Here is a 21,533-nt window from a genome sequence, read left to right as displayed (position 1 = left end):
TTTGACACTGCTCAATGAGGCTATCTATTCCGGCTTCTGGTATTTTGACTGTGACGAAAACAGTGAGATTGTGAATGCAAACTGGAGTCATGAATTCCGAAAAATGCTTGGCTATCATGACACTCTGGACTTTCCGAATAAACTGGAATCCTGGTCAGATCTTCTGCATCCACAGGATAAAGAAAGAGTAATGGTGCAACTTCAGGCAGCAATTAAGGATAAGACGAACCAGATAAAATACCAGGTAGAGTATCGTATGAGAATGAAGGATAATCAATACCAGTGGTTTCGGGCATCGGCAGAAGTAATACGCCGTCTGGATGGTTCTGCCAGCAGGATTGCCGGGATTTTTATTAACATTGATGGGGAGAAAAAAGAAATCATGCAGGCACAAAAATCTGCTGCTTTTCACCGGGCTTTTACGAAAGCAGATTTGTGCGAGTATTATGTGAATCTGGAAGCGAATACTTTTGATACCTTTAAGGTTGAACCGTCCCTGATGACCGTCTTTGAACAGAGTCATACGTGGGATGAATTGATCCGGCATTTTGTGGATTCCTATGTTGTGGAGACAGATAAGAAGGCGGTATCCTCTTTTTACGACCGTGGTTATATTGCAGAAAGGCTGAAGGGGCTGGAAACCGAATTGGCTTTAGAGTGCCGTATCACTCTGAATGGAGAAGAACGATGGGTCCGCAATGTGGTTATACGTGGCGAAATAGAGGATTCAGAATATGCCATGATCTTTCTGCGTGATATCACAGAGGCAAAGGTAGAGAGCACACGGCATCTGCAGATGGCAGCGGATAATGCTTCCATGGAGCAGCTGATTCAGAGTATTGTGCGTCTGGTTGACCGCTTTGTTGTCTGTGATCTGGAAAATGACAGATATGAATTCTACAATCTGAATGGACAGATGATATATAAACCTCTGGGATTTTATCATGATTTTCAGATGCAGGTTCTTGAAAAATATAAGACACTGGAACCATTGGAAGCTATAGATATCCTGATAGCTCCGGATAATATTCGGAAAAAACTGAAAAGTGAAAATGATATTTATAAGTTTGAGTATTGCAGCCTGGATGAAAAGACTTATAAAATCGCTTCTTATATTCCCTTGGAATGGAAGAATGGAAAGCTGGAAAAGGTATTGCTGGCATCCATGGATGTGACACAGGAGAAGAAAGCAGAGATTGAATCCCGTCAGGCACTGAAAGAGGCTTACCGGTCCGCAGAAAATGCAAATCGTGCGAAAACGGAATTCCTTTCCAATATGTCCCATGATATCCGGACACCAATGAATGCCATTGTGGGTCTGACGGCAATCGCAGGAGCAAATATTGAGAGTCAGGACAGAGTGATTGAATGTCTCAGCAAGATTACAGAATCAAGCCGTCATCTGCTGGGACTGATCAATGAAGTGCTGGATATGGCACGTATCGAAAGCGGAAAAATGACGCTGGCACAGGAAGATTTCAATCTGTCAGATCTGGTAGATAATCTTATTACACTTACGAAACCGGTGCTTGATGAACATAAACATAATTTTGATATACACATCAATCATATTGAACATGAGGCTGTCTGTGGTGACAGCTTGAGGATTCAGCAGGTATTTGTGAATCTGATGAGTAATGCGATCAAGTATACACCGGATGGTGGAAATATTACTTTTTCGATAGAGGAAAAGCCCAATGGATTTTCAGAACTTGGATGCTATGAATTTACGATTGAGGATAATGGAATCGGTATGTCACCGGAATTCCAGAAAATCATGTTTGATCCTTTCAGCCGTGCAGATGACCACCGGACAACCAGAGTCCAGGGAACCGGTCTTGGAATGGCAATCAGCAGAAATATTGTGAACCTGATGAATGGTAATATTAAAGTGGACAGTACCTTACATAAGGGAACCAGAATTACGGTAACAATTTATCTGGAGCTTCAGGAAAAAGAAAAAGAACAGGACAAAAATCTGATGAATCTGCCGGTTCTGGTAGTGGATGATGATAAGACATGCTGTGAAAGTACAGTTGCCACACTGAAGGAAATCGGTATTATGGGTGAATGGGTTCTCTCTGGCAGGGAAGCGGTTGAGCGCTGTTATGCACGGCATGAGTTGAAAGATGATTACTTTGCTGTTATTTTAGACTGGAAGATGCCGGATATGGATGGTATAGAGACTGCCAGACAGATCCGGAAACGGATAGGAAAAGAGATCACCATCATTGTATTGACATCTTATGAATTCAGCGAGATTGAAGAAGAAGCAAAGGCGGCGGGCATAGATGCTTTTATTGCAAAACCGCTGTTCCGTTCCCGGCTGACAGCAACACTACGGCAGTTTACCTCAGGCAGAAAAGAAAAAACAGCAAGAAATTATCTGGAGAAGTTGTCAGAATCAGACTACACAGGAAAAAGGATTCTGCTGGTTGAGGATAATGAGTTGAACAGAGAAATTGCTGGTGAATTTTTGCAGATGACAGGGGCAGAAGTGGAAACAGCAGAAAATGGAAAAATCGCAGTTGAAAAAGTGGAAGCTTCTCCGGAAGGATTGTATGATCTTGTTTTTATGGATATCCAAATGCCTGTCATGAATGGTTATGAGGCAACTGCAGCAATCAGGAGCCTTCCGGGTGAAAAGGGAAAACTGCCTATTGTTGCCATGACTGCCAATGCTTTTGCAGAAGATGTACAGTTGGCCAAAAATACAGGCATGAATGGACATATCGCGAAACCGCTGGATATGAATAAGCTGAATGATGTTCTGGAAAACTGGCTGTAATTGCTTTCCTGGATGCATGGCAGATAATAGCGATGTAAAACTGCACGAAGATTTGTAGGAATAAAAAGACAGAGCATATAAAGTTGTTATACGCTCTGTTTTTTGCAATATTTTATCTTGCGAATTTATCATTGTAACGAATATGCATATCTTCCCAATCCATGAACAATACATAAAATACTTTCCCGTATTGCGGGCTCTCTACAATTCTTCCATGATCAAGAACAGAAAAATAAGTTCCGTCAGCTTTTCGAAGATGAAAGTGAACATAGTCATTTTCATTACCATTGTCAATCTGTTCCCAGATACTTGATTCTATCTGTTGCTGTTCATCTTCACGAATCAAGTTGCGAAAACTTTTCTTAGTAAGTCTGAACAGTTCATCTATATCTTTATATCCAGACATATGAAGAAATTCATCATTTGCAAAAAATAGTTCATCATCTTCTTTGTCAGCTCTGTATATAACGAATGCACCTGGAAGATGTTCCGCGATATCCTTGAATGCGAATCCAAGTTGTTTGCGGGCACCTGACCGAAGACCTTCCCTGTAGGCCATACATCCATTTTTACCATGAAGCTTTATCTCATAAAGAGCTGCATCTGCGCAGCGCATGAGCTGTGAACGATTGGATGCAAAAGTTGGATATTCTGCATATCCTAGAGAAATATAAAATACATGTTCCTTACCATGGTATGAGAATGATTTAGGAAGTTTGGTAAATTGCTGTAGCTGTACATCTGCTTCTTTAAAGGTACAATTTGGTAAAAGAATGCAGAATTCATCACCACCATTTCTTCCTAGTAATGCATCGGATGGGAAAAAAGCCTTCATGCTGTCTGCAAGATTTTTTAATGCCCTGTCTCCGTAATTATGTCCATAGATATCATTAATAAACTTGAAATCATCGATATCAAAGAGCGCGGCCACAAAATGTGCTTTTGGATTTTTTTGAATCATTTTTTCTGCAAATTCATCAAATCCATAGCGGTTATAAATATTTGTAAGAGAATCTGTGTGCGCCAGTATCTGAAACTTTTTCTTATGTTCTTTTGCTACTAACCATACTCTGGTAAGAACTGACAGGAGAAGGGTTATTGTAAGGAACATTCCGATGATGATTATCAGTAGTGTGGCGTTTCTCCATCCACTTTTAGGACTTACTTCAAATTTCCAGTTTTCATCGCCTATTGAAAAAGTATAAGAAACAGGATGATTTATTTGCCCATCTGATTGATAAACCACTTTATAAGTATCACTCCATGGAGCGTCTGTTTTTGAAATTTTGTATTCGTATCCAAAATTTGAAAGTGCACTGATTGAATCTGAAAAAATATCCGGAACACGCAGGATAACAATAGTAAATCCCCAGAAATACTCATGTCCGTTTTTATCTTTCAGGTATACGGGATTGCGGACTGCAATTCCATATCCTCCCTGGTTTAATTTGAAGGGGCCCTGCGTAATGATTGTATGGTTGTCTCTTGCGTAACAGGAAATTTTTCCACGGTCTTTATCATGGATCAAATCAATCTTACCTGCCTCATTTTCATTTGCCGGATAAATATCTGTAACAACACCATTAGGAGCGAGCTGTACACTTTCAATAGAATCAGACATAAGATTTCCTGCAATTGTTTCAAACTGATGGATTTCGCCATCTTCACTTATTAAGATTTGCTTCAAGGTATCTGTGATCTCAATTCCATTTGTAATTTCATTCTTTATTTGTTCGCCATAGGTGGTTACGTTTAATTGTGCTGTTATGTGTCTCTGCTCTTTTTCGTGGGTGTCTGTTTTGTATACAATCAAACTAATAAGGCATATGCCCAGTAAAAAAGTGATAAGAGGCACAAGTGTTTTCTTTTTCACTTGGTTCACCTCATTTTGTCCATGGGAATTTTTATAATAAAGCATTATATCACAGAAGTTGAAAAACAGAATAAGTTTTATGAAAAAAAAGAACTGTGCAAAATCTTTATACATCTATGACAGAAGAATGTATATCGATACTGTAGACGGCGACGTTTCTGGAAGATAATCATTCATATCATAGTCCACTTTTATCAGGTTTCTGCTGTAACCACAAAACAATGTAGCTATCAGAAACAACACCATAATCACATAGCGATATTTGATTACACCACTGTAAAATTTTTTCATGTCTTCCTCCCACTGTCAATTTCGATATCTATATCTATAGATTACTCTGCAGTATTGTTGGCTTTTTAACCGAGATATCGTATTTATTTGACATTTGTCTTCTAATTTATCAGGATAAGTATATGGAGCAAAAAAGCAACGTACAATTAAATAGCAAATGTAAAATAATTGACATCTCTCAAAAATATTCTTGCAGAGGAAATCCAAATTTCCTTTTTGGAGAAACTACACAGAATAGATGCGGTAAAACTCCGGAAAGATATTGTGCCACAGGTTGCAGCTGCTTACTATTCAGGTGGTATTATCCAGATTTTACGTTACTGGGTTATTTCAAGTTCGCAGGGACGACAAGCGGCTCAGTATGATATTTAATTAAATATTGCAATGAAAAGATCATTTACCGTAAACAAGTAGTAGATGGTCTTTTTTATATTTTTTTGTGAACAAGTAGAGACTTATAGCCGGAAATCTATGTTTTATCATAATCTGTGAAATAAGATGGGTTAATTCTTCGATTTACATGTTTTTTAAGGTGTAATGGCATGGTATTATGGTACTTATAAAGAACATATTATGTCTGTTGGAGAGAGCGGTGAAAAGTTATGAAGCTATTATTTAAACAATTGTTTGATGTTAAGCATTCAGTAATAAGCTTGGTATAAAGAACACATCCAAATATTTATCAGAAAAAGAACAGAAAAAATGAAAGACGCATATCAGAATGAGTTTCAGAAGGAGAAAAAAATGTTATCGTTATTATTTGCAATTTGTATGATTTGGTTTGTTGGAAAATTTTTTATATTTGGATTAAAAGCATCCTGGGGAATTATGAAATTACTTTGTACAGTTATTTTCTTCCCGGTTATATTGATAGGTATGGTTGTAGGTGGACTGATGTACATTGCTTTTCCATTATTGATCATTGGTGGCATTATAGCATTGGTGACGTCACATTCATAATGGATCAGGAGGTAGAAAACGAATGGGATATGATATTGAAAAAGAAAAAAGAGAAGCAATTGAAGCTGGGCGTAGAGCTTTGAACAGTCTTCAGACAGCAAAAGAAAATCTAAACAGTGCAAAGAACTGGGGACTGGCAGATATGTTTGGCGGTGGCTTTTTCACTACGATGTTAAAACATTCTAAAATGGATCAGGCCAAACGGAATATGGAACAGGCAAAGTATGATCTTCGTAATTTCAGTAGAGAATTAAATGATGTAAATATGGTATGTAACTTGAATATCGATACTGGAGATTTTCTTTCTTTTGCGGATTATTTCTTTGATGGCTTTATTGTGGACTGGGTGGTTCAGGATAGAATCAATAATGCAAAAAGACAGGTAGAAGAAGCAATTCGAAGAACAGAAAGTATCGTAAATCAATTACAGCGTATGTAAAGGAAAAGGCAATGAGTCAGAAATGGTTCATTGCCTTTTGTCGCGTTATGGATTATTTCAATTTTTCTTTCTCGGCATTTAAGAGCTCAAGATTAAGCCCCTGTTCTCCGGCGGTCTTATCTACCCAAAGATTCAAAGAGTCTATGGCTAAAGAAATTTCATCAAGTTTTTTACTAATATAAGCAAAATCTTTCATTTCATCATCGCTGATCTTACCGTCACGGGCAATCTGGATCAGACGACCGGTAAGAGGATTGATTTCATTTAGACTGGCAATTGTCTCCAAAATGATATTTGACAGATCGGTCACTTCTACTTCTGGAACATAACGGTGGCCGATTTCGCATTTGTGAGAGCAATAATAATTGCAAAGCTCTGGTCTTTTATAGGCATCTGCCATCTGGAGGATATCATAAGGCGTAGGTTCTTGTGTTTCATATTCAAATTTTTCAATTTTTGAATATGAGACGGCATCCATTTTTTCACTGGCCTCTGCTCTTGTAAGTCCTGCCGCTTCTCGGCAAAGCTGGTAAATTGTTTTGTTTTCCCTGGTGGATTGCTTACCCATGAGAATTTCCTCCCCGTATATCTCCAAACATGAGGATTATCAATATTTAAGTCCTCATGCAAGACGTGCATTTCTCGTATAGAGTTTATTATACTTGAATTATCAATTAACAACAAGCTCAATAATGAACATGAAGTCAAAAAGAGCGAAAGAGTAACTTCGAGGTAAATGGTTTCTGTCATTTTCCCAGAATGTTGATGGCTTTTTTTAATAACATCAAGTGCATCCTGCTATTCCTGCAAAAGACAGCCCTATAGAACAGACGGAAATCCGACAGATGTTATTAAATTCTTATATTACGGACATAACCAAATATGCGAATCCGTCAGATACATATGTCTTGAAAAATGATGGCGGGACAATATGTCGCTGTGATATAATAAAATAAGCGATTTGATGTGCATATTCGGTTTTTGGGAAAGAAAATGAACAGTGGTTAACAAGAGTTTGGAAATAATCAGTTGGAGTTATTAATCAAGCTTAAATTTTACGAAATAAAGAAATTGCAGGAATATATATGCCTAGATAGATGGGAAGGAGCCTATGGAAAAAAAAAGAGGAATCAATTCATTTACACTACATATTTTAGCAATGTTATTTATGCTATGCGATCATTTGTGGGCGACACTATTTCCGGCACAGGAATGGCTGACATGCATAGGAAGGCTCGCATTTCCGATCTTTGCATTTATGATTGCGGAAGGATGTTATTATACTTCGAATGTAAAAAAATATATGCAGCGACTTTTTTTATTTGCTGTAATTTCAGAAATACCATTCAACTTGATTATGGGAAGTTCTGCAATTTACCCGTTTCATCAAAACGTACTGTGGACATTTCTGTTAGGTCTGTTATCAATACAGATTATTGAAAAAGCAAAAAAGAAACAAAAGCAATGGATACTGCTTCTTATAATTTGTCTTGTTCTTTTCATGGACTATCTGCTTGGAACCATATCCATGGTAGATTACAATGCAGCGGGAATACTGACAGTATTGCTTTTTTACTTTTTCCGAAAAAAGACATGGGTTTCTTTTGTGGCACAATTTGCCGGAATGTACTATTTAAATGTAGTTATGCTTGGAGATCTGTATTATCCGGTAACTATTCTGGGACATCATTTTGAGATTCCACAGCAGAGTTTTGCATTACTGGCACTTATTCCAATCTGGTTATATAACAGAGAACAGGGATACCATAGCAAATGGTTCAAGTATTTCTGCTATGCTTTTTATCCGGCGCACCTTCTTATCCTGTTTATTATTTGGCAATGGCGTATCCGGTAATAATCCATAAACGGAGAGTGAACTATAATACTTAAAATCTAGCGCACAAGTAAAGTAGATATCTTCCGGGCAGCAGAATTTATAAGAAAATGAGGGGGAAAATAATGCAAACTTATACATATGTTTCAAAAGGAATTTTCAAATTAATGGAAAAACCGAAACCCGTGCTGGTGCATGAAAAGGATGCCATTGTAAAGGTGACACTTGCCAGCATTTGTTCCAGTGACCTTCACATTAAGCACGGAAGCGTTCCAAGAGCAATTCCGGGCATTACAGTCGGCCATGAGATGGTTGGAATCGTGGAAGAAGTTGGAAGTGCTGTAACGAAAGTGAAGCCGGGAGAGCGAGTAACGGTAAATGTAGAAACCTTTTGCGGGGAATGTTTTTTCTGCAGGAAAGGATATGTAAATAACTGTACCGACAAAAATGGCGGCTGGGCTCTTGGCTGCCGTATTGATGGCGGTCAGGCAGAATATGTCCGTGTGCCATTTGCAGATCAGGGACTGAATAAAATTCCAGATAAAGTTACGGACAGACAGGCTTTATTTGTAGGAGATGTTCTTGCTACCGGTTATTGGGCAGCACGTATTTCCGAGATTACAGAAGATGACACCGTCCTGATCATTGGTGCCGGACCTACAGGTATCTGTACCTTACTGTCCGTTATCCTAAAGAATCCGAAGCATATCATCATGTGCGAAAAAGATGAAAATCGTATACACTTCATTAAAAAACATTATCCTGATGTTCTTACTGTTTCGCCGGAAGAATGCTTTGATTTTGTTCAGACAAACACTGAGCATGGTGGCGCAGATGTTGTTCTTGAAGTTGCAGGAGCAGAATCTACTTTTCGGCTGGCATGGGAATGTGCAAGACCAAATGCGATCGTAACGATAGTGGCACTTTATGATAAAGCCCAGCCCTTACCACTACCGGATATGTATGGCAAGAATCTTACTTTTAAAACAGGAGGAGTGGATGGCTGCGATTGTGAAGAAACACTGAAATTGATTGCAGACGGCAAAATCAATACAGAACCGCTGATCACACACACTTATCCACTTAGCAGGATCGACGAAGCCTATGATCTTTTTGAAAATAAAAGAGACGGCGTGATCAAGGTAGCAATAGAATGTTAAATATAATTGCTTGGAAGCAATCTCAACCATGTATTTTATTATTCCATATACTATGATTTTTAGAAGGAGGGCATACATTGAATTTAAAATTAAAAGAAAAAATCCGAGAGTCACTTTCTGCAGTTCTTCCTATTACTGGTATTGTTTTGATGATCAGTATTTTTCTGATTCCTATGGAGCTTGGCACTATTGTGATGTTCCTTACCGGTGCAATTATGCTGATTGTTGGAATGGGATTCTTTCAGCTCGGTGCTGAGATGTCCATGACACCGATCGGAGAAGGGGTAGGTGTACAGATTTCAAAATTGAAAAAGCTCATTACTGTTTTACTGACAGGTCTGATTATGGGAATCATCATTACGATATCTGAACCGGATCTGCAGATTCTTGCTAATCAGGTTCCCTCCGTCCCTAATATGGTATTGATTATAACAGTGGCACTTGGCGTTGGTCTTTTTCTTGCACTTGCACTTGTTCGTATTCGATATAAGATCAGCCTGTCTGTATTATTGATTATCTGTTATGCAGCTCTGATTCTTACATCATTCTTTGTGCCGAAAGAGTTTTTAGCCGTAGCTTTTGATTCTGGTGGTGTTACAACAGGACCTATGACAGTGCCTTTTATTATGGCCGTAGGTGTGGGACTCGCTTCTGTGCGAAGTGATAAGAATTCGGCAGATGATAGTTTCGGCCTGGTCGCACTTTCCAGTATAGGTCCGATACTGGCTGTTTTAATCCTGGGCTGTTTCTATAAACCTACACAAGCAGCGTATGTTCTTGAAGATGTAGAAACAGTTGTTACCACACAGGATGTTGCCCGCATATTTGCCCGGGGCTTGCCATTATATGCCCGTGAAGTTCTGATAGCACTGCTGCCGATCATTGTAGTATTTTTTATATTCCAAATGCTTACCGGACGCTATCATAAATGGCAGATCCGACGTATTATGATTGGTTTTATATATACATATATTGGCCTGGTTCTGTTTCTTTGCGGTGCAAATGTTGGTTTTGCACCAGTTGGAGCTTATCTGGGAAAACAATTGGCGGAACTGTCTTTTAATTGGATCTTGCTTCCTCTCGGAGCTTTGATTGGTTATTATATCGTAAAAGCAGAACCGGCAATTCAAGTACTGAACCATCAGGTAGAAACAGTTACAAACGGTGCAATTTCCGTAAAAATGATGGATCACTGTATGTCAATTGGTGTAGCTGCCAGCGTTGCTCTTGCAATGCTTCGTGTGCTTACAGGAGTTTCCATTCATTGGTTTGTGATTCCCGGATATTTTATTGCCCTCGTATTGTCCCGATTTGTTCCGGATATCTTCATTGGTATTGCATTTGACTCAGGCGGGGTTGCCAGCGGTCCAATGACATCAACCTTCTTGTTGCCGCTTAGTATTGGGGTCTGTGAGGCTCTCGGAGGAAACCTGATGACCGATGCCTTCGGCGTGGTTGCACTTGTTGCATTAACACCATTGATCGCAATACAGCTGATGGGACTCGTATACAAACTAAAAACCGGAAAAGGCACCCCGACAGAAAGAGCAGTGATAGCCGATGATTGTGATATGATCGTTGATCTTGAGGAGGATGAGTAAAATGGAAAATGAAAAAAAAGTATCCTTTCAGTTATTAGTATTAATCGCTACACCCAAACTTGCTGACCGGGCAGCGGAAATGTTTCGAAAGGGCGCACTGCCGTTGCAATACCGCTTTCATGCAGAAGGAACAGCTACAAGCGAGATTATGGATGTACTTGGACTTGGAAACATTGATAAAAGTGTTCTCATCAGTATGATTCCGAAAAATTTATCAGAAATCCTGTTAAATAAATTAAATTCTGAATTACAATTAAACAGAGCAAACAGTGGTATCGCATTTACTATGCCATTAAGTGGAGCAAATAATCTGATTTTACGCATTCTTGCCCGAAATACAGGAAAAGAATTGCTGAATATAGCAGGAAAGGAAGAAAACAGTATGTCAGAAACAAAATATACTCTTGTTGCAGCAATCGTAAACAGAGGTTTCAGCGAAGAAGTTATGGAAGTAGTGCGTGCGCAAGGAGTAAAAGGCGGCACCGTAATTCGCAGCCGACGTATAGGAAACAAAGAAGCAACCAGTTTTTGGGGACTCAGCGTTCAGGATGAAAAAGAAATTGTTTTGATTTTGGTTGAATCATCTAACAAAGTGGATCTGATGAAATGTATTGGTGAAAAATGTGGCATGCACAGTGAGGCGCAGGGAATTGTTCTGTCCTTACCAATAGATTCGGTAGTCGGTATCTAAATTATGGCGAACTGCTTTAGGATGTGGAAAAATTCAAAAGTTGCCAGCGTATCAATCACGCTGGCAACTTTTATATTCAAGTTTCAAGTCGAACGCACGTGAGACTTGGTGCGTGAATCTGGTCAGCGAAAGCTGACATATTCTTCTCAGAATCACTGCACATCCTCGCGGAGCGTTTATCTCAGTCGGAGATTGTACTCCCACTGAGAAAGACTTGTTATTACTCACCACTTGCAGAAGTGGGAGTCTTCTCGACTGAGATAAACTCTGCAAGACAATTTCCATAATTATCTGCTAACCATTCAATCACATCCTTAGCCGCAACATCATCTTCCGGCAACATTTCCTCCCGGAACTTCCAGCATTGCAGCGGCATTCCAGCCAGCTGTAACATCTGTTTTGCAGCCTCAGAAACTTCCTCTATTCCCAGCATTCCCCAATCCATCTGATCCAGCAGATGTGCAAAAAGAGACGTATTTGTCACAAGACGGTTATTTCTTTTTATCCGGTCAAGGCAGGTCATAAAATCTATCCTCGTTCCTGCCGGCTGCTGCCGTTCCTGACAAAGCTTCTGATACCGTTCCCAGAGACTGCCCCGGGTAATTCCGAAACGATCCATTCGATTCAGTATGTCATGCTGATATTCCGGTCCCATATAACAATGATTGTACAGAGCCTGTTTCACAGCTTTTTTCACGACAAGACCTATATATTCACCCAATTTACAATGCTTTCCTGCATTCGTCAGATAAACCCCAGACTCCGGATTGCTGACCACGATCGTACCGTCTGTTCCGGAACCGGTAGCCAATCCATGGGAATATCTGCTCGGTGCCAGAAGTTCCTGTATGGCAGCCGTCTTTGCTTCTGTACAGGTCACCAGCGCATTTACCAGTGCCCCCGGTGCCAGATCAGCATCAATATGAAGTAAAATATTAATCGTTCCGGACATCACCTCGAAATAAGTTCCGGCACGTTCATGCCAGGTCGTCGGATCCCCCACACGCACGGCATTTACATTAATTCCGGCTGTGACAATCGCTGTAACTGTGAAATCTTCATATTTCATACATTCGATTGCTGCATTTTCCATATGTGCAGCAGTAGAAAGTCCGGTGCAGGTCCGCGGATCTAATCCCAGTTGCTTTGATGCCAGAAGCTCCATATGTTTTTCATAAGTTTCTGCCTCAATCCCGCAGGGCATTCCTCCACCCGGATTGCAGTCATTATTAAACACTGCCGTCAAATCACGGCGATATCCGCCATTGTTCGGTCCGGTACTCACCACGTCCCTTGGACCGGAAAATTTCAGAACCAGTGATTTTTTATAATGATATAGTTCATCGCCTCCTGGCAAATCCAGTATTTTCATAATTTATGATATTCCCTTCTCACTGCTTCGATGTGGCTTTGCAGATTCCGGATTCCACCGCATAAGAGATAAATTTCTTCACCGCCGGAGATGCCTGCGCGATAGAGGGCAGTGCAATTCCCATTTCAATATAATGTTCCGGAACCGTCGGAAGTGTCACAATATCCCGGCTGGTCCGCGTCGGAATACTGATTTCATTCATAATACTGATTCCGAGACCTTTTTCAATCATGGCAATCGCTGTAAAGGAATCAAACGTTGACAGATAGACATCTGGTTTGACATGTACTTCATCCAACATGTCAAATACGTCCTGGTCCTGTCCATGCTCAGGCATGATAAAACGCTCGTAACGGCAGGCCTCCACCGGAAATACCTCATTTTTCGCCATGGGATGATCCTTCGGCAATACCGCCACCATACGATCTTTCATCAGCGGCAGCCAGTCATAATTGATCGTATCGGAACAGTTGAAAAATGCGAGATTTACCGTCCGTTCATCCAGATACTGTAAAATATCCTGCTGTGTACCCTCGTACAGCTGAATACGGATGTTTGGATATTTTTTCTGAAATCCACTGATCAGCGATGGCATCCACACCGCCGCCAGACACTGATACGCGGCAATGTTAATCGCACCGATAGACAGTCCCCGCATTTCCGATGCTGTCTGAAACAATCTGTTTTCCGATTCCAAAATCTCACGGATTGTCGGCCGCAGACGACGTCCTTCCAGTGTCAGGCTGACTCCTTTTTTGCTTCGATAAAGCAGTGTAAATCCCAGTTCTTCCTCCAGTGCCTTGATCAGCTGGCTGACCCCGGATGGCGTATAGCCCAGTTCTTCTGCTGCATTTTTAATACTTCCGGTTTCTGCCGCACTCAAAAAAGCCTGATATCTCGATGTATCCATAACAACTCCCCCTGTTTCCAGTATCTATTATCCTGCAATCAAAATAGCCTCCTAAGCTGACTTTCTCATACAAAATCTTACTATTTTATCATTTTATGACTCGCATAGTTTATGCGTTTCAATCACGGTAAAAAACGATCTGACACCATTATATCCGCAACTCAACCCAAACTCAAGATATACGTTATTCTGTGTCACAATCAGCTTTACTGTTTTTATAATTAATTCTATTGTAAAGCGAACATTCGCAATCCGCTTTCGCTACTCCCATTATAGAATAAGTTATTATGCACAATTATAGAAATAGTATTTGTGCATGATGTATACCATTTAGACGATATCATTAAGCTTTACTTAATTCATCCCTAAGATACAGTAGCTTTACTTTTTTCATCATGTATCATATAATAAGATCAACAAAGGAACAGAACACAAATAATTAACATAGATAGAAGGAGGACACTACAATGAAAATGTTCAGAAATTTATATACAAAAGCACAGGAAATGAGCGCAGAGAAAGTATTAGACACAAACAGTATCATAACTGCATTATCTACTGAAATGGATGATTTAAAAGAAGCTTGGAGAAAAGATCAGAAAACATTTTTTACTGATATTATGCAGGCAGAAAACAACAGCACAGAAAGCAATTTACGTCAGAGCTTCTGCTAATTTATCATCAGAAATATACACAATATAGAATACCTTCCTTTAAGTAAGATGAAACCCCAAAAAGAGATCTTTATAACGATTCTTCCCCGGAATCAGATATAAAGATCTCTTTTTCTATCCTTCACAGACATACATGAGAACTTTAACTCTGATACAATTCTTTGAAATCCAACATATAGAAAGAATTCAGCAGATACAACCGATTCTCGGAATTTTCCAAATCTATCTCCAGTAGTTCCTTCAACCGTGAAATACGGTAATTCATCGTACTTCGGTGGATATGCAGCTCCGATGCTGTAATCTTGATATTCCGTTCATTGATCAGATAACGCTGTAGCGTATATGTAAACTCCGTATCATGCTTCTTGTCATACTCAATAAGTTTCAACAGCTGCGGTGCACACAGCATCTCCGGCAACAGCACCTGGGAAGCCTGACGAAAGAAATAGTGGAACGCATAGTTTTCAAAGTAGTAGATCGGTTCCTGCAGATCCTCGCTCAGTCCCACTTCATGAGCAATCTGCGTCTGCCGGTAATAATATCTGAAATTTATAAAATCATGTCCCTGCATACTGACACCGGCTTTCAGATTTCCAAGTCTTAAGAACTCACCAATATACGCAAAAAAACGGTCCGTCGCCATATTCTCCAGTGTCAGGTTCAATACCAGAATAATCTGATACTCATTCCGGAATACACAGCTGTTCGGAAACATATTTGCCAGTCTGTGGGTCAGATTCGTTGCTGTATGGATGGCATTATCACTCTTCCGACAGAAGATCGTGATGCATTGAAACATATCATCAATATGCCATTTATAATAACTAAACGGTTTAGCCAGCTGATTTTTCGTATAGCTTTTTCCGTCAATCATCTCCTTAAACAGAATCGACAGCACATTGGACACATCACTCACCAGCAACATTCCCTGCTGCATCGCCAATGCGATATTATCCGCGAAAAATTCCAGCAGTTCATAATCCCGCTTCCGAATCGGTGTACCGATCTCATCCAGACAGACACGTCCCACGTACACCCATTCAATCCTCAGATTCACATATAATGTACGATAACCGGTGGCTTTTGCTGAGAAAACATGTGCCCCATAAGTGTGCAATGTCTTATGATATTCGTCAGAAGATTTGAAGGTATTCAGAATTTCCAGCGGCAGATAATACTTATCGAACGTCTCATCATACTGCCAGGAAAACTGTCCCGCCATCTCATTTGCAATAGCCAGCAGTTCGTTGTTCCTGTCGTGGATAAAAATCGGTTTTTCAAAGATCGGAATGCACAGATTGCACATTTCCTCCAACGTAGCATTGCGCTGCATCGCCTTTCGAATCTCCATTTCCCAGGAATTATATAGGAAAAATATCTTTTGGACATCATGATAAAGCCTTGTTCTATCTGTATTTTCCGGAAAAATCAGACAAATGTTATTTTTGAACAGATCTTCCGGCGGTTCACCGATACACAGACACCCCCAGGCTGCCGGGACAGGATGTGATACAAAATATTCTACATGTTCCAGAAGCATGTGATCCGGCAGATATTCCTGTCCTTCCATCGCTTCCTGAACACCCATAAATTTTATTTTTATCAGATCAGAATGTCCGATCATACGCGGATGATATTCGGCCAGACACTCTTCAAAAACCATCATACTCAGATACATAAACGCCCTCCTTTGTGAAAAATCCCTTCGTACATAATATACGAATGAATGATAAAAAAGTCAAACATATTAGTGAATTTTCAAATACATCCATACGGTCTATGATACAGATATAGAAAAAAGTCCGGACCACTTTTTCAGTAACTGATCATTTCTATTGGTATTTTTGGTTTTATTAAGTTATGGTTATTATTTATCAAACATTTAAGGAGGACTAGGTTATGAACTGGGGTGTACTGATCGCAGTACTGATTTATGAAGTGGTATCCATCGTTGGTATCGGTGCCTTTATGGCATACAAAAATAAGAAAAGCGGCGGTGCGGAAAGCGGAAGCTTTGCATTTGCCGGTGGCGGCCTCCCGGCTTCTCTGGTAGGTATCACACTTGCCCTGACGTTGCTCGGTTCCGCACACAACTGGGGAACCTGTCAGAATGCAGCATCTATGGGAGTTATCGCTGCATGGTTTGGTATCGCATGTGTAATTATGATGGTAGTCATCACACAGATCACCGGTCCATGGATTCGCAGAACCGGAGCGAAAACCATCGGTGATTTTCTGAACAAAGTATTTGGTAAAGTACCTGGAACGATGATTTCCTGTGTAAACGCAGCATTAAGTATCGCAATGGTCTGTCTGGAAGTCGAGACCATCGCCATCACACTTTCCTTCCTGACAGGATGGTCTTATATGATCAGTGCCATCGTCGGCGGTATCCTGGCCATGCTCTATGTATTACTGGCAGGTATGAAAGAGATTGCTTGGCTGAACCTGTTAAATGCCATTTTAATGTACGCAGCTCTGATCGTCGTATTCATCTGTCTGTGCTTCAAACTCCCGGGTGGCTGGGATCAGGTAGAAGCAACCATGACAGCAAGTGCTGACACATCCTGGATGACGAGCATCTTCGGAAACAAAGCACTGATCATCGGATTTGCAATTCCGTCCGCACTTGGTGCTACCATGTTCCATGGTATGGCACAGACCGGTTATCAGCCGGTAGCAACCGCAAAAAACAATCATGAAGTAAAAAAATCCCTCTGGTTTGCAGGCCCGATCAATGGTTTATTCTGTATCATCCCGGCCCTCATCGGTGTAGCTGCTTTCTCTATCCTGGCATACAGAAACGCAGGTTCCATGATGATGACACCGGCCATGCTGCTGGATCTGCTGCCGAAGCCGGTCATCGCATTACTAGCTGCAGGATTTTTGGGTGTAGACCTTTCTTCCTTCGCTGTTATGGCACTGGCACCGGCTACCCTGATCTCACATGATATGTACACACTGTACAAACCAAATGCAACAGAAAAACAGAAATCCACCTTATCACGCGTGATCATCATCATCATCGGTATCGTAAGTATTGCCATCTGTAACTTCCAGCCGGCAGTTGTAGACATGGTAAACTGGTGCTTCTCCTTCGGAATCCCGGTATTTATCATGGGCGTGATCGGACTTTGGTGGAAACGAAGCACAAAAGCTTCTGTCATTACATTTATCATCACATGGATCGTTGTATGTATCTGGTCCACCTTCGGATTACAGAATGCACTCGGATGGGCCAACTTCCATGTAAACTACATCTCACTGATCGTTGCTCTGATCGTTGGTGTGATCTCAACCGCCGTATTACCGGGCAAAAAAGGATTGTTTGCCGGTAAACGCGCATAAAGGAGGAAGATATTATGCATATGTGTGTGACAACAATTCTGTATACTGCCATCATGGTATTTGCAATTACCGGTATCGGCTTTGCCATTGGTAAACTCAACAAATTCGGTGACAGCGACGAACTGGTCAACCTGGATGACAAATAAGGGAGGGTATGAAAAATGACTACGACACAGATCTGGATGTTATGTTTTGTTGGGGTTATGGTTTTATTAATGATCCTGTCTGCAGTATGGAATCAGATGGGAAAAAAGAACCGGAAAGAACTGGACAAAAACAATTAATTTTCAAAAAGAAAAACAATCTAACACTGTAATTATCTAACAAAAAGGAGAACTGAAAAAATGAAGGAAATGACACCAAAAGAGAGAGTAATGGCCTTTTTCCGCCATGAGCCGGTAGATGAACTGCCGACTGACGAAGGTATCTTCGTTTTATTCAATCCGGAAGCTTACAAGGAGCGTCCTTCCCATGAGCATGGCGGAGTAGACTGGTTTGGAGTTCCGTGGAAATATGAATCTAGCGTAGATGCCATTGCACCGGATCATTCTGTTGAACCGATCATGGAAGACATCTGTGACTGGAGAGAACTGGTAAAATTCCCGGATCTGGATGCATGGGACTGGTCCAAAGTTGAAGAGATTGATCACATCAGCGAGATTGACCGTGAGAACAAAGTATTTGAGATCATGTTTGTAAACGGACCTTTCGAACGTCTCCATATGCTGATGGGATTCGAGAATGCATTATGTGCATTACTGACAGATCCGGAAGAGGTTGAAGAATTCTTCAACACTTATATGGAATGGAAGATCAAACTCATGGAAAAAGTCATCGAATATTACAAACCGGATGTTCTGATGTTCCATGATGACTGGGGTACCCAGAACAACATGTTCTTCTCCCCGGATGTATGGCGTTCCCTGATCAAACCACAGATCAAGAAAGCCGTTGACCGCTGCCACGAGCTGGGCGTACTCTTTGATATGCATTCCTGTGGAAAGATCGAAGCTGTCGTTCCGGAATTTGTAGAACTTGGCATTGACGCATGGCAGGGTATGGAAATCAATGATATTCCAAAATTGAAATCCATCACCGGCATGAACCTCGGATATCACACCACACCGGATTATCAGGGATACCAGACAGAAGCCCTGGCCGGCACTCTGACAGAAGAGGATCTGCGCAAACGCGTACGTGAAGTATTTGAAAAAACCGCTGAAGGATACTGCTACTGCCCAATGTTCCTTCCATTCGGTGGATGGTCCACGGAAGTGATGATCGATGAGATCATGAAATGCGGCAAAACAATTTACAAAGACGCATAAATACATCTGTAACAGATACATTACTTTTATGATGTACAAAAAAACACGTTCCGGATGTATAACAGAATGCTATGACATCAAGCATATTATTTATTTTACACTTTCCCCCTGCTGCTATATAATATAGAATATAAAGTCATAAAAAACTGACAGTTCAGCAGAAAATCATGGGGAAACATTAACCAGAAGAATCCCGATTTTTCGGATATAAACTGACTGACAAACAGGAGGAGGAAAACATTATGTCTATTATCAATGATATTTCAGATGCTTTACAGAGAGGAAAGAAAAAAGAAGTAACAAAGCTGGTACAGCAGGCTATCGACGAAGGTATTGACGCAACAACCATCTTAAAAGACGGACTTTTAAGTGGTATGAACATCATCGGTGAGAAATTCAAAAATGACGAAGTATTCGTACCGGAAGTATTAGTTGCAGCACGTGCTATGAACGCAGGTACCGCTCTCTTAAAACCACTTCTTTCCGGAGATGCCGCAGAACCGCTTGGAAAAGCTTGTATCGGAACTGTAAAAGGTGACATGCACGATATCGGTAAGAACCTGGTTCGTATGATGATTGAAGGAAAAGGCATTGAAATCATTGATCTTGGCGTCGATGTTGATCCTCAGGACTTCGTAAAATGTGCGATTGAAAACGACTGCAGCATCATCTGTTGTTCCGCACTTCTTACAACTACCATGCCAATGCTTGGTGAAGTAGTAAAAGCAGCAGAAGAAGCAGGAATCCGTGACAAAGTAACCATCATGGTTGGTGGTGCTCCGGTAAACCAGGCATTTGCAGACAGCATCAACGCTGATATCTACACAGAAGATGCCGCTTCCGCAGCAGACGCAGCAGCAGCAGTATTCGAAGGTTAATCCAGTCACGGTTTTCATATTGGATTTTTCATCAGATTTTTATTACAACAGAATCTAATTTTTGGCAGGTGCTGCCCCCATGCAGCACCTTGGCCATTATTATTTTTTACTTTTTTTACCTACTAAAACCATAGGTATTGAAATTAAGGAGGACATTTATCATGACAATGAACATGAAACAGTGGGTAGCAGACATACTCGCAAGTGACAAAAAGAAATCATTACCGGTACTTTCTTTTCCATCCATCCAGAAAATGGGAATCACCGTATCAGAGCTGATCAATAGCAGCGACAAACAGGCAGAAGGTATGAAGATCATTGCTGATTCCTGTCCGACTGCAGCCAGTGTAAGTTTAATGGATCTGTCTCTTGAGGCAGAAGCTTTCGGTTCCACCATCCGTGTATCTGATGATGAGGTTCCAACCGTTATCGGTTCCATCGTTTCCACAGAAGAAGAGGCAGAGGCTCTCAAAGTTCCGGAAATCGGCGCAGGTCGTACCCAGATTTATATTGATGCTATCGAAAAAGCATGCAAACTCATCACAGATCGTCCGGTTCTGGCAGGTGTTATCGGACCATTCTCCCTGGCAGGCAGACTTTTGGACGTATCCGAAGCACTGATCTACTGCTACGACGAGCCGGATATGGTACATATCGTTCTGCAGAAAGTAACTGAATTCCTGATCAACTACTGCAACGAATATAAAAAAGTCGGTGCAAACGGAATCGTAATGGCTGAGCCGCTGGCAGGACTGTTATCTCCGGATCTGGCACAGGAATTTTCTGCTGATTATGTAAAACAGATTGTAGATGCGGTACAGGATGACAACTTCCTTGTGGTATATCATAACTGTGGAAATACAGCAGTAAAAACTATTGATACTATCGTGACAAATGGCTGCCTGATGTATCATTTCGGAAATGCCATCAATATGGCGGAGATGATGAGCCATGTTCCGGAAAACCTTATCGCCATGGGTAATGTAGATCCGGCCGGAGAATTCAGAAACGGAACTGCTGAGAGCGTATACAATCGTACAAAAGAAGTTATGGACGAGTGTTGTAAATACAAAAACTTTGTAATTTCTTCCGGATGTGATATTCCTCCGATGTCTCCATGGGAAAATATCAATGCGTTCTTCCAGGCAGTGGAAGATTTTTACACAAAATAAAAGCAAATTATCTGCTTGATATTACAGAAACAAACATCACTTACCACACAGGATTATATCTAAAATCCATACCCTACATTTTGTTTCTATAATATAATGATGCCAGGGTCAAAAGCCTGAAACCACGATGTGCTTGCACGGGAGTGGTTTTATGGCTTAATGAGCCGCCCCGATATTCGCATAAAAGTGGAGCATCAGCTTCACGATATGCGAA

The 21,533-nt window shown here is 40.8% G+C and carries 21 protein-coding genes; 15 read left to right on the top strand and 6 right to left on the bottom strand.

Annotated elements, in window-relative coordinates; all coding sequences use genetic code 11:
* Window position 1: 1 nt before the first annotated feature.
* A complete protein-coding gene (locus HMPREF0373_RS11375; RefSeq protein WP_021739866.1) occupies window positions 2–2,788 on the top strand; it encodes a hybrid sensor histidine kinase/response regulator in 2,787 nt (928 codons plus the stop codon).
* Between the two features lie 112 nt (window positions 2,789–2,900).
* Here the strand turns inward: HMPREF0373_RS11375 and HMPREF0373_RS11370 are convergent, their stop codons facing one another.
* Together HMPREF0373_RS11370 and HMPREF0373_RS16805 are read right to left on the bottom strand one after the other, a co-directional pair.
* A complete protein-coding gene (locus HMPREF0373_RS11370) occupies window positions 2,901–4,661 on the bottom strand; it encodes a diguanylate cyclase domain-containing protein (protein WP_081695265.1) in 1,761 nt (586 codons plus the stop codon).
* Between the two features lie 114 nt (window positions 4,662–4,775).
* Entirely contained in the window at window positions 4,776–4,952 is a 177-nt protein-coding gene (locus tag HMPREF0373_RS16805; protein ID WP_021739864.1) for a hypothetical protein, read from the bottom strand.
* A 216-nt stretch (window positions 4,953–5,168) separates the two neighbouring features.
* Here HMPREF0373_RS16805 and HMPREF0373_RS11365 point away from each other — a divergent pair, with 216 nt between their 5' ends.
* The 3 genes from HMPREF0373_RS11365 to HMPREF0373_RS11355 all read left to right on the top strand — a co-directional run bounded on the left by HMPREF0373_RS11365 (window position 5,169) and on the right by HMPREF0373_RS11355 (window position 6,351).
* Window positions 5,169–5,324, top strand: a complete 156-nt coding sequence (locus HMPREF0373_RS11365; RefSeq protein ID WP_154301445.1) for a hypothetical protein — start codon at window positions 5,169–5,171, stop codon at window positions 5,322–5,324.
* Between the two features lie 372 nt (window positions 5,325–5,696).
* Entirely contained in the window at window positions 5,697–5,912 is a 216-nt protein-coding gene (locus tag HMPREF0373_RS11360) for a hypothetical protein (protein WP_044964168.1), read from the top strand.
* Between the two features lie 22 nt (window positions 5,913–5,934).
* Complete coding sequence (locus HMPREF0373_RS11355) at window positions 5,935–6,351, top strand: hypothetical protein (protein WP_021739861.1); 417 nt, start codon at window positions 5,935–5,937, stop codon at window positions 6,349–6,351.
* A gap of 52 nt (window positions 6,352–6,403) precedes the next feature.
* Here HMPREF0373_RS11355 and HMPREF0373_RS11350 read toward each other — a convergent pair whose 3' ends face one another.
* On the bottom strand, window positions 6,404–6,919 hold the full coding sequence (locus HMPREF0373_RS11350) for a helix-turn-helix domain-containing protein (RefSeq protein WP_044964141.1): 516 nt from the start codon (window positions 6,917–6,919) through the stop codon (window positions 6,404–6,406).
* Between the two features lie 543 nt (window positions 6,920–7,462).
* Here HMPREF0373_RS11350 and HMPREF0373_RS11345 point away from each other — a divergent pair.
* From HMPREF0373_RS11345 to HMPREF0373_RS11330, 4 genes are all read left to right on the top strand, one after another.
* A complete protein-coding gene (locus HMPREF0373_RS11345) occupies window positions 7,463–8,206 on the top strand; it encodes a TraX family protein (RefSeq protein ID WP_021739859.1) in 744 nt (247 codons plus the stop codon).
* Between the two features lie 104 nt (window positions 8,207–8,310).
* A complete protein-coding gene (locus HMPREF0373_RS11340; protein ID WP_044964138.1) occupies window positions 8,311–9,345 on the top strand; it encodes an alcohol dehydrogenase in 1,035 nt (344 codons plus the stop codon).
* Between the two features lie 77 nt (window positions 9,346–9,422).
* A complete protein-coding gene (locus HMPREF0373_RS11335; RefSeq protein ID WP_021739857.1) occupies window positions 9,423–10,946 on the top strand; it encodes a DUF1538 domain-containing protein in 1,524 nt (507 codons plus the stop codon).
* A 1-nt stretch (window position 10,947) separates the two neighbouring features.
* Entirely contained in the window at window positions 10,948–11,637 is a 690-nt protein-coding gene (locus tag HMPREF0373_RS11330) for a P-II family nitrogen regulator (RefSeq protein ID WP_022036618.1), read from the top strand.
* 220 nt (window positions 11,638–11,857) lie between these two features.
* Here HMPREF0373_RS11330 and HMPREF0373_RS11325 read toward each other — a convergent pair whose 3' ends face one another.
* Window positions 11,858–13,009 carry an adenosylcobinamide amidohydrolase gene (locus HMPREF0373_RS11325; protein ID WP_021739855.1) on the bottom strand — a complete coding sequence of 384 codons (1,152 nt, stop codon included), beginning with the start codon at window positions 13,007–13,009 and terminating at the stop codon, window positions 11,858–11,860.
* A 19-nt stretch (window positions 13,010–13,028) separates the two neighbouring features.
* Complete coding sequence (locus HMPREF0373_RS11320) at window positions 13,029–13,919, bottom strand: LysR family transcriptional regulator (RefSeq protein WP_021739854.1); 891 nt, start codon at window positions 13,917–13,919, stop codon at window positions 13,029–13,031.
* Between the two features lie 467 nt (window positions 13,920–14,386).
* Between HMPREF0373_RS11320 and HMPREF0373_RS11315 the strand changes: the two genes are divergently transcribed.
* Window positions 14,387–14,593, top strand: coding sequence for a hypothetical protein (locus tag HMPREF0373_RS11315; RefSeq protein WP_021739853.1), 207 nt, complete (start codon window positions 14,387–14,389; stop codon window positions 14,591–14,593).
* A gap of 142 nt (window positions 14,594–14,735) precedes the next feature.
* On the opposite strand, the gene HMPREF0373_RS11310 is transcribed toward HMPREF0373_RS11315, so the two are convergent.
* Window positions 14,736–16,271: a PucR family transcriptional regulator gene (locus tag HMPREF0373_RS11310; RefSeq protein ID WP_021739852.1), complete on the bottom strand. Its 1,536-nt coding sequence runs from the start codon at window positions 16,269–16,271 to the stop codon at window positions 14,736–14,738.
* A 221-nt stretch (window positions 16,272–16,492) separates the two neighbouring features.
* Here HMPREF0373_RS11310 and HMPREF0373_RS11305 point away from each other — a divergent pair, with 221 nt between their 5' ends.
* The 6 genes from HMPREF0373_RS11305 to HMPREF0373_RS11290 all read left to right on the top strand — a co-directional run bounded on the left by HMPREF0373_RS11305 (window position 16,493) and on the right by HMPREF0373_RS11290 (window position 21,319).
* Window positions 16,493–17,941: a sodium:solute symporter family protein gene (locus tag HMPREF0373_RS11305; RefSeq protein WP_021739851.1), complete on the top strand. Its 1,449-nt coding sequence runs from the start codon at window positions 16,493–16,495 to the stop codon at window positions 17,939–17,941.
* A gap of 14 nt (window positions 17,942–17,955) precedes the next feature.
* Window positions 17,956–18,087, top strand: a complete 132-nt coding sequence (locus HMPREF0373_RS17545; protein WP_021739850.1) for a hypothetical protein — start codon at window positions 17,956–17,958, stop codon at window positions 18,085–18,087.
* Window positions 18,088–18,102: 15 nt separating this feature from the next.
* Window positions 18,103–18,225 (top strand): hypothetical protein, encoded by a 123-nt coding sequence (locus HMPREF0373_RS17540; protein WP_022035613.1) that lies wholly within the window; start codon window positions 18,103–18,105, stop codon window positions 18,223–18,225.
* A 60-nt stretch (window positions 18,226–18,285) separates the two neighbouring features.
* A complete protein-coding gene (locus HMPREF0373_RS11300; protein ID WP_021739848.1) occupies window positions 18,286–19,269 on the top strand; it encodes a uroporphyrinogen decarboxylase family protein in 984 nt (327 codons plus the stop codon).
* A 242-nt stretch (window positions 19,270–19,511) separates the two neighbouring features.
* A complete protein-coding gene (locus HMPREF0373_RS11295; protein WP_021739847.1) occupies window positions 19,512–20,147 on the top strand; it encodes a corrinoid protein in 636 nt (211 codons plus the stop codon).
* 161 nt (window positions 20,148–20,308) lie between these two features.
* Window positions 20,309–21,319 carry a uroporphyrinogen decarboxylase family protein gene (locus HMPREF0373_RS11290; protein ID WP_021739846.1) on the top strand — a complete coding sequence of 337 codons (1,011 nt, stop codon included), beginning with the start codon at window positions 20,309–20,311 and terminating at the stop codon, window positions 21,317–21,319.
* Window positions 21,320–21,533 lie beyond the last annotated feature (214 nt).

Origin of the sequence: Eubacterium ramulus ATCC 29099, from assembly GCF_000469345.1 — a bacterium.
Lineage (GTDB): Bacteria > Bacillota > Clostridia > Lachnospirales > Lachnospiraceae > Eubacterium_I > Eubacterium_I ramulus.
This window is presented reverse-complemented; position numbering and strand designations above follow the sequence as displayed.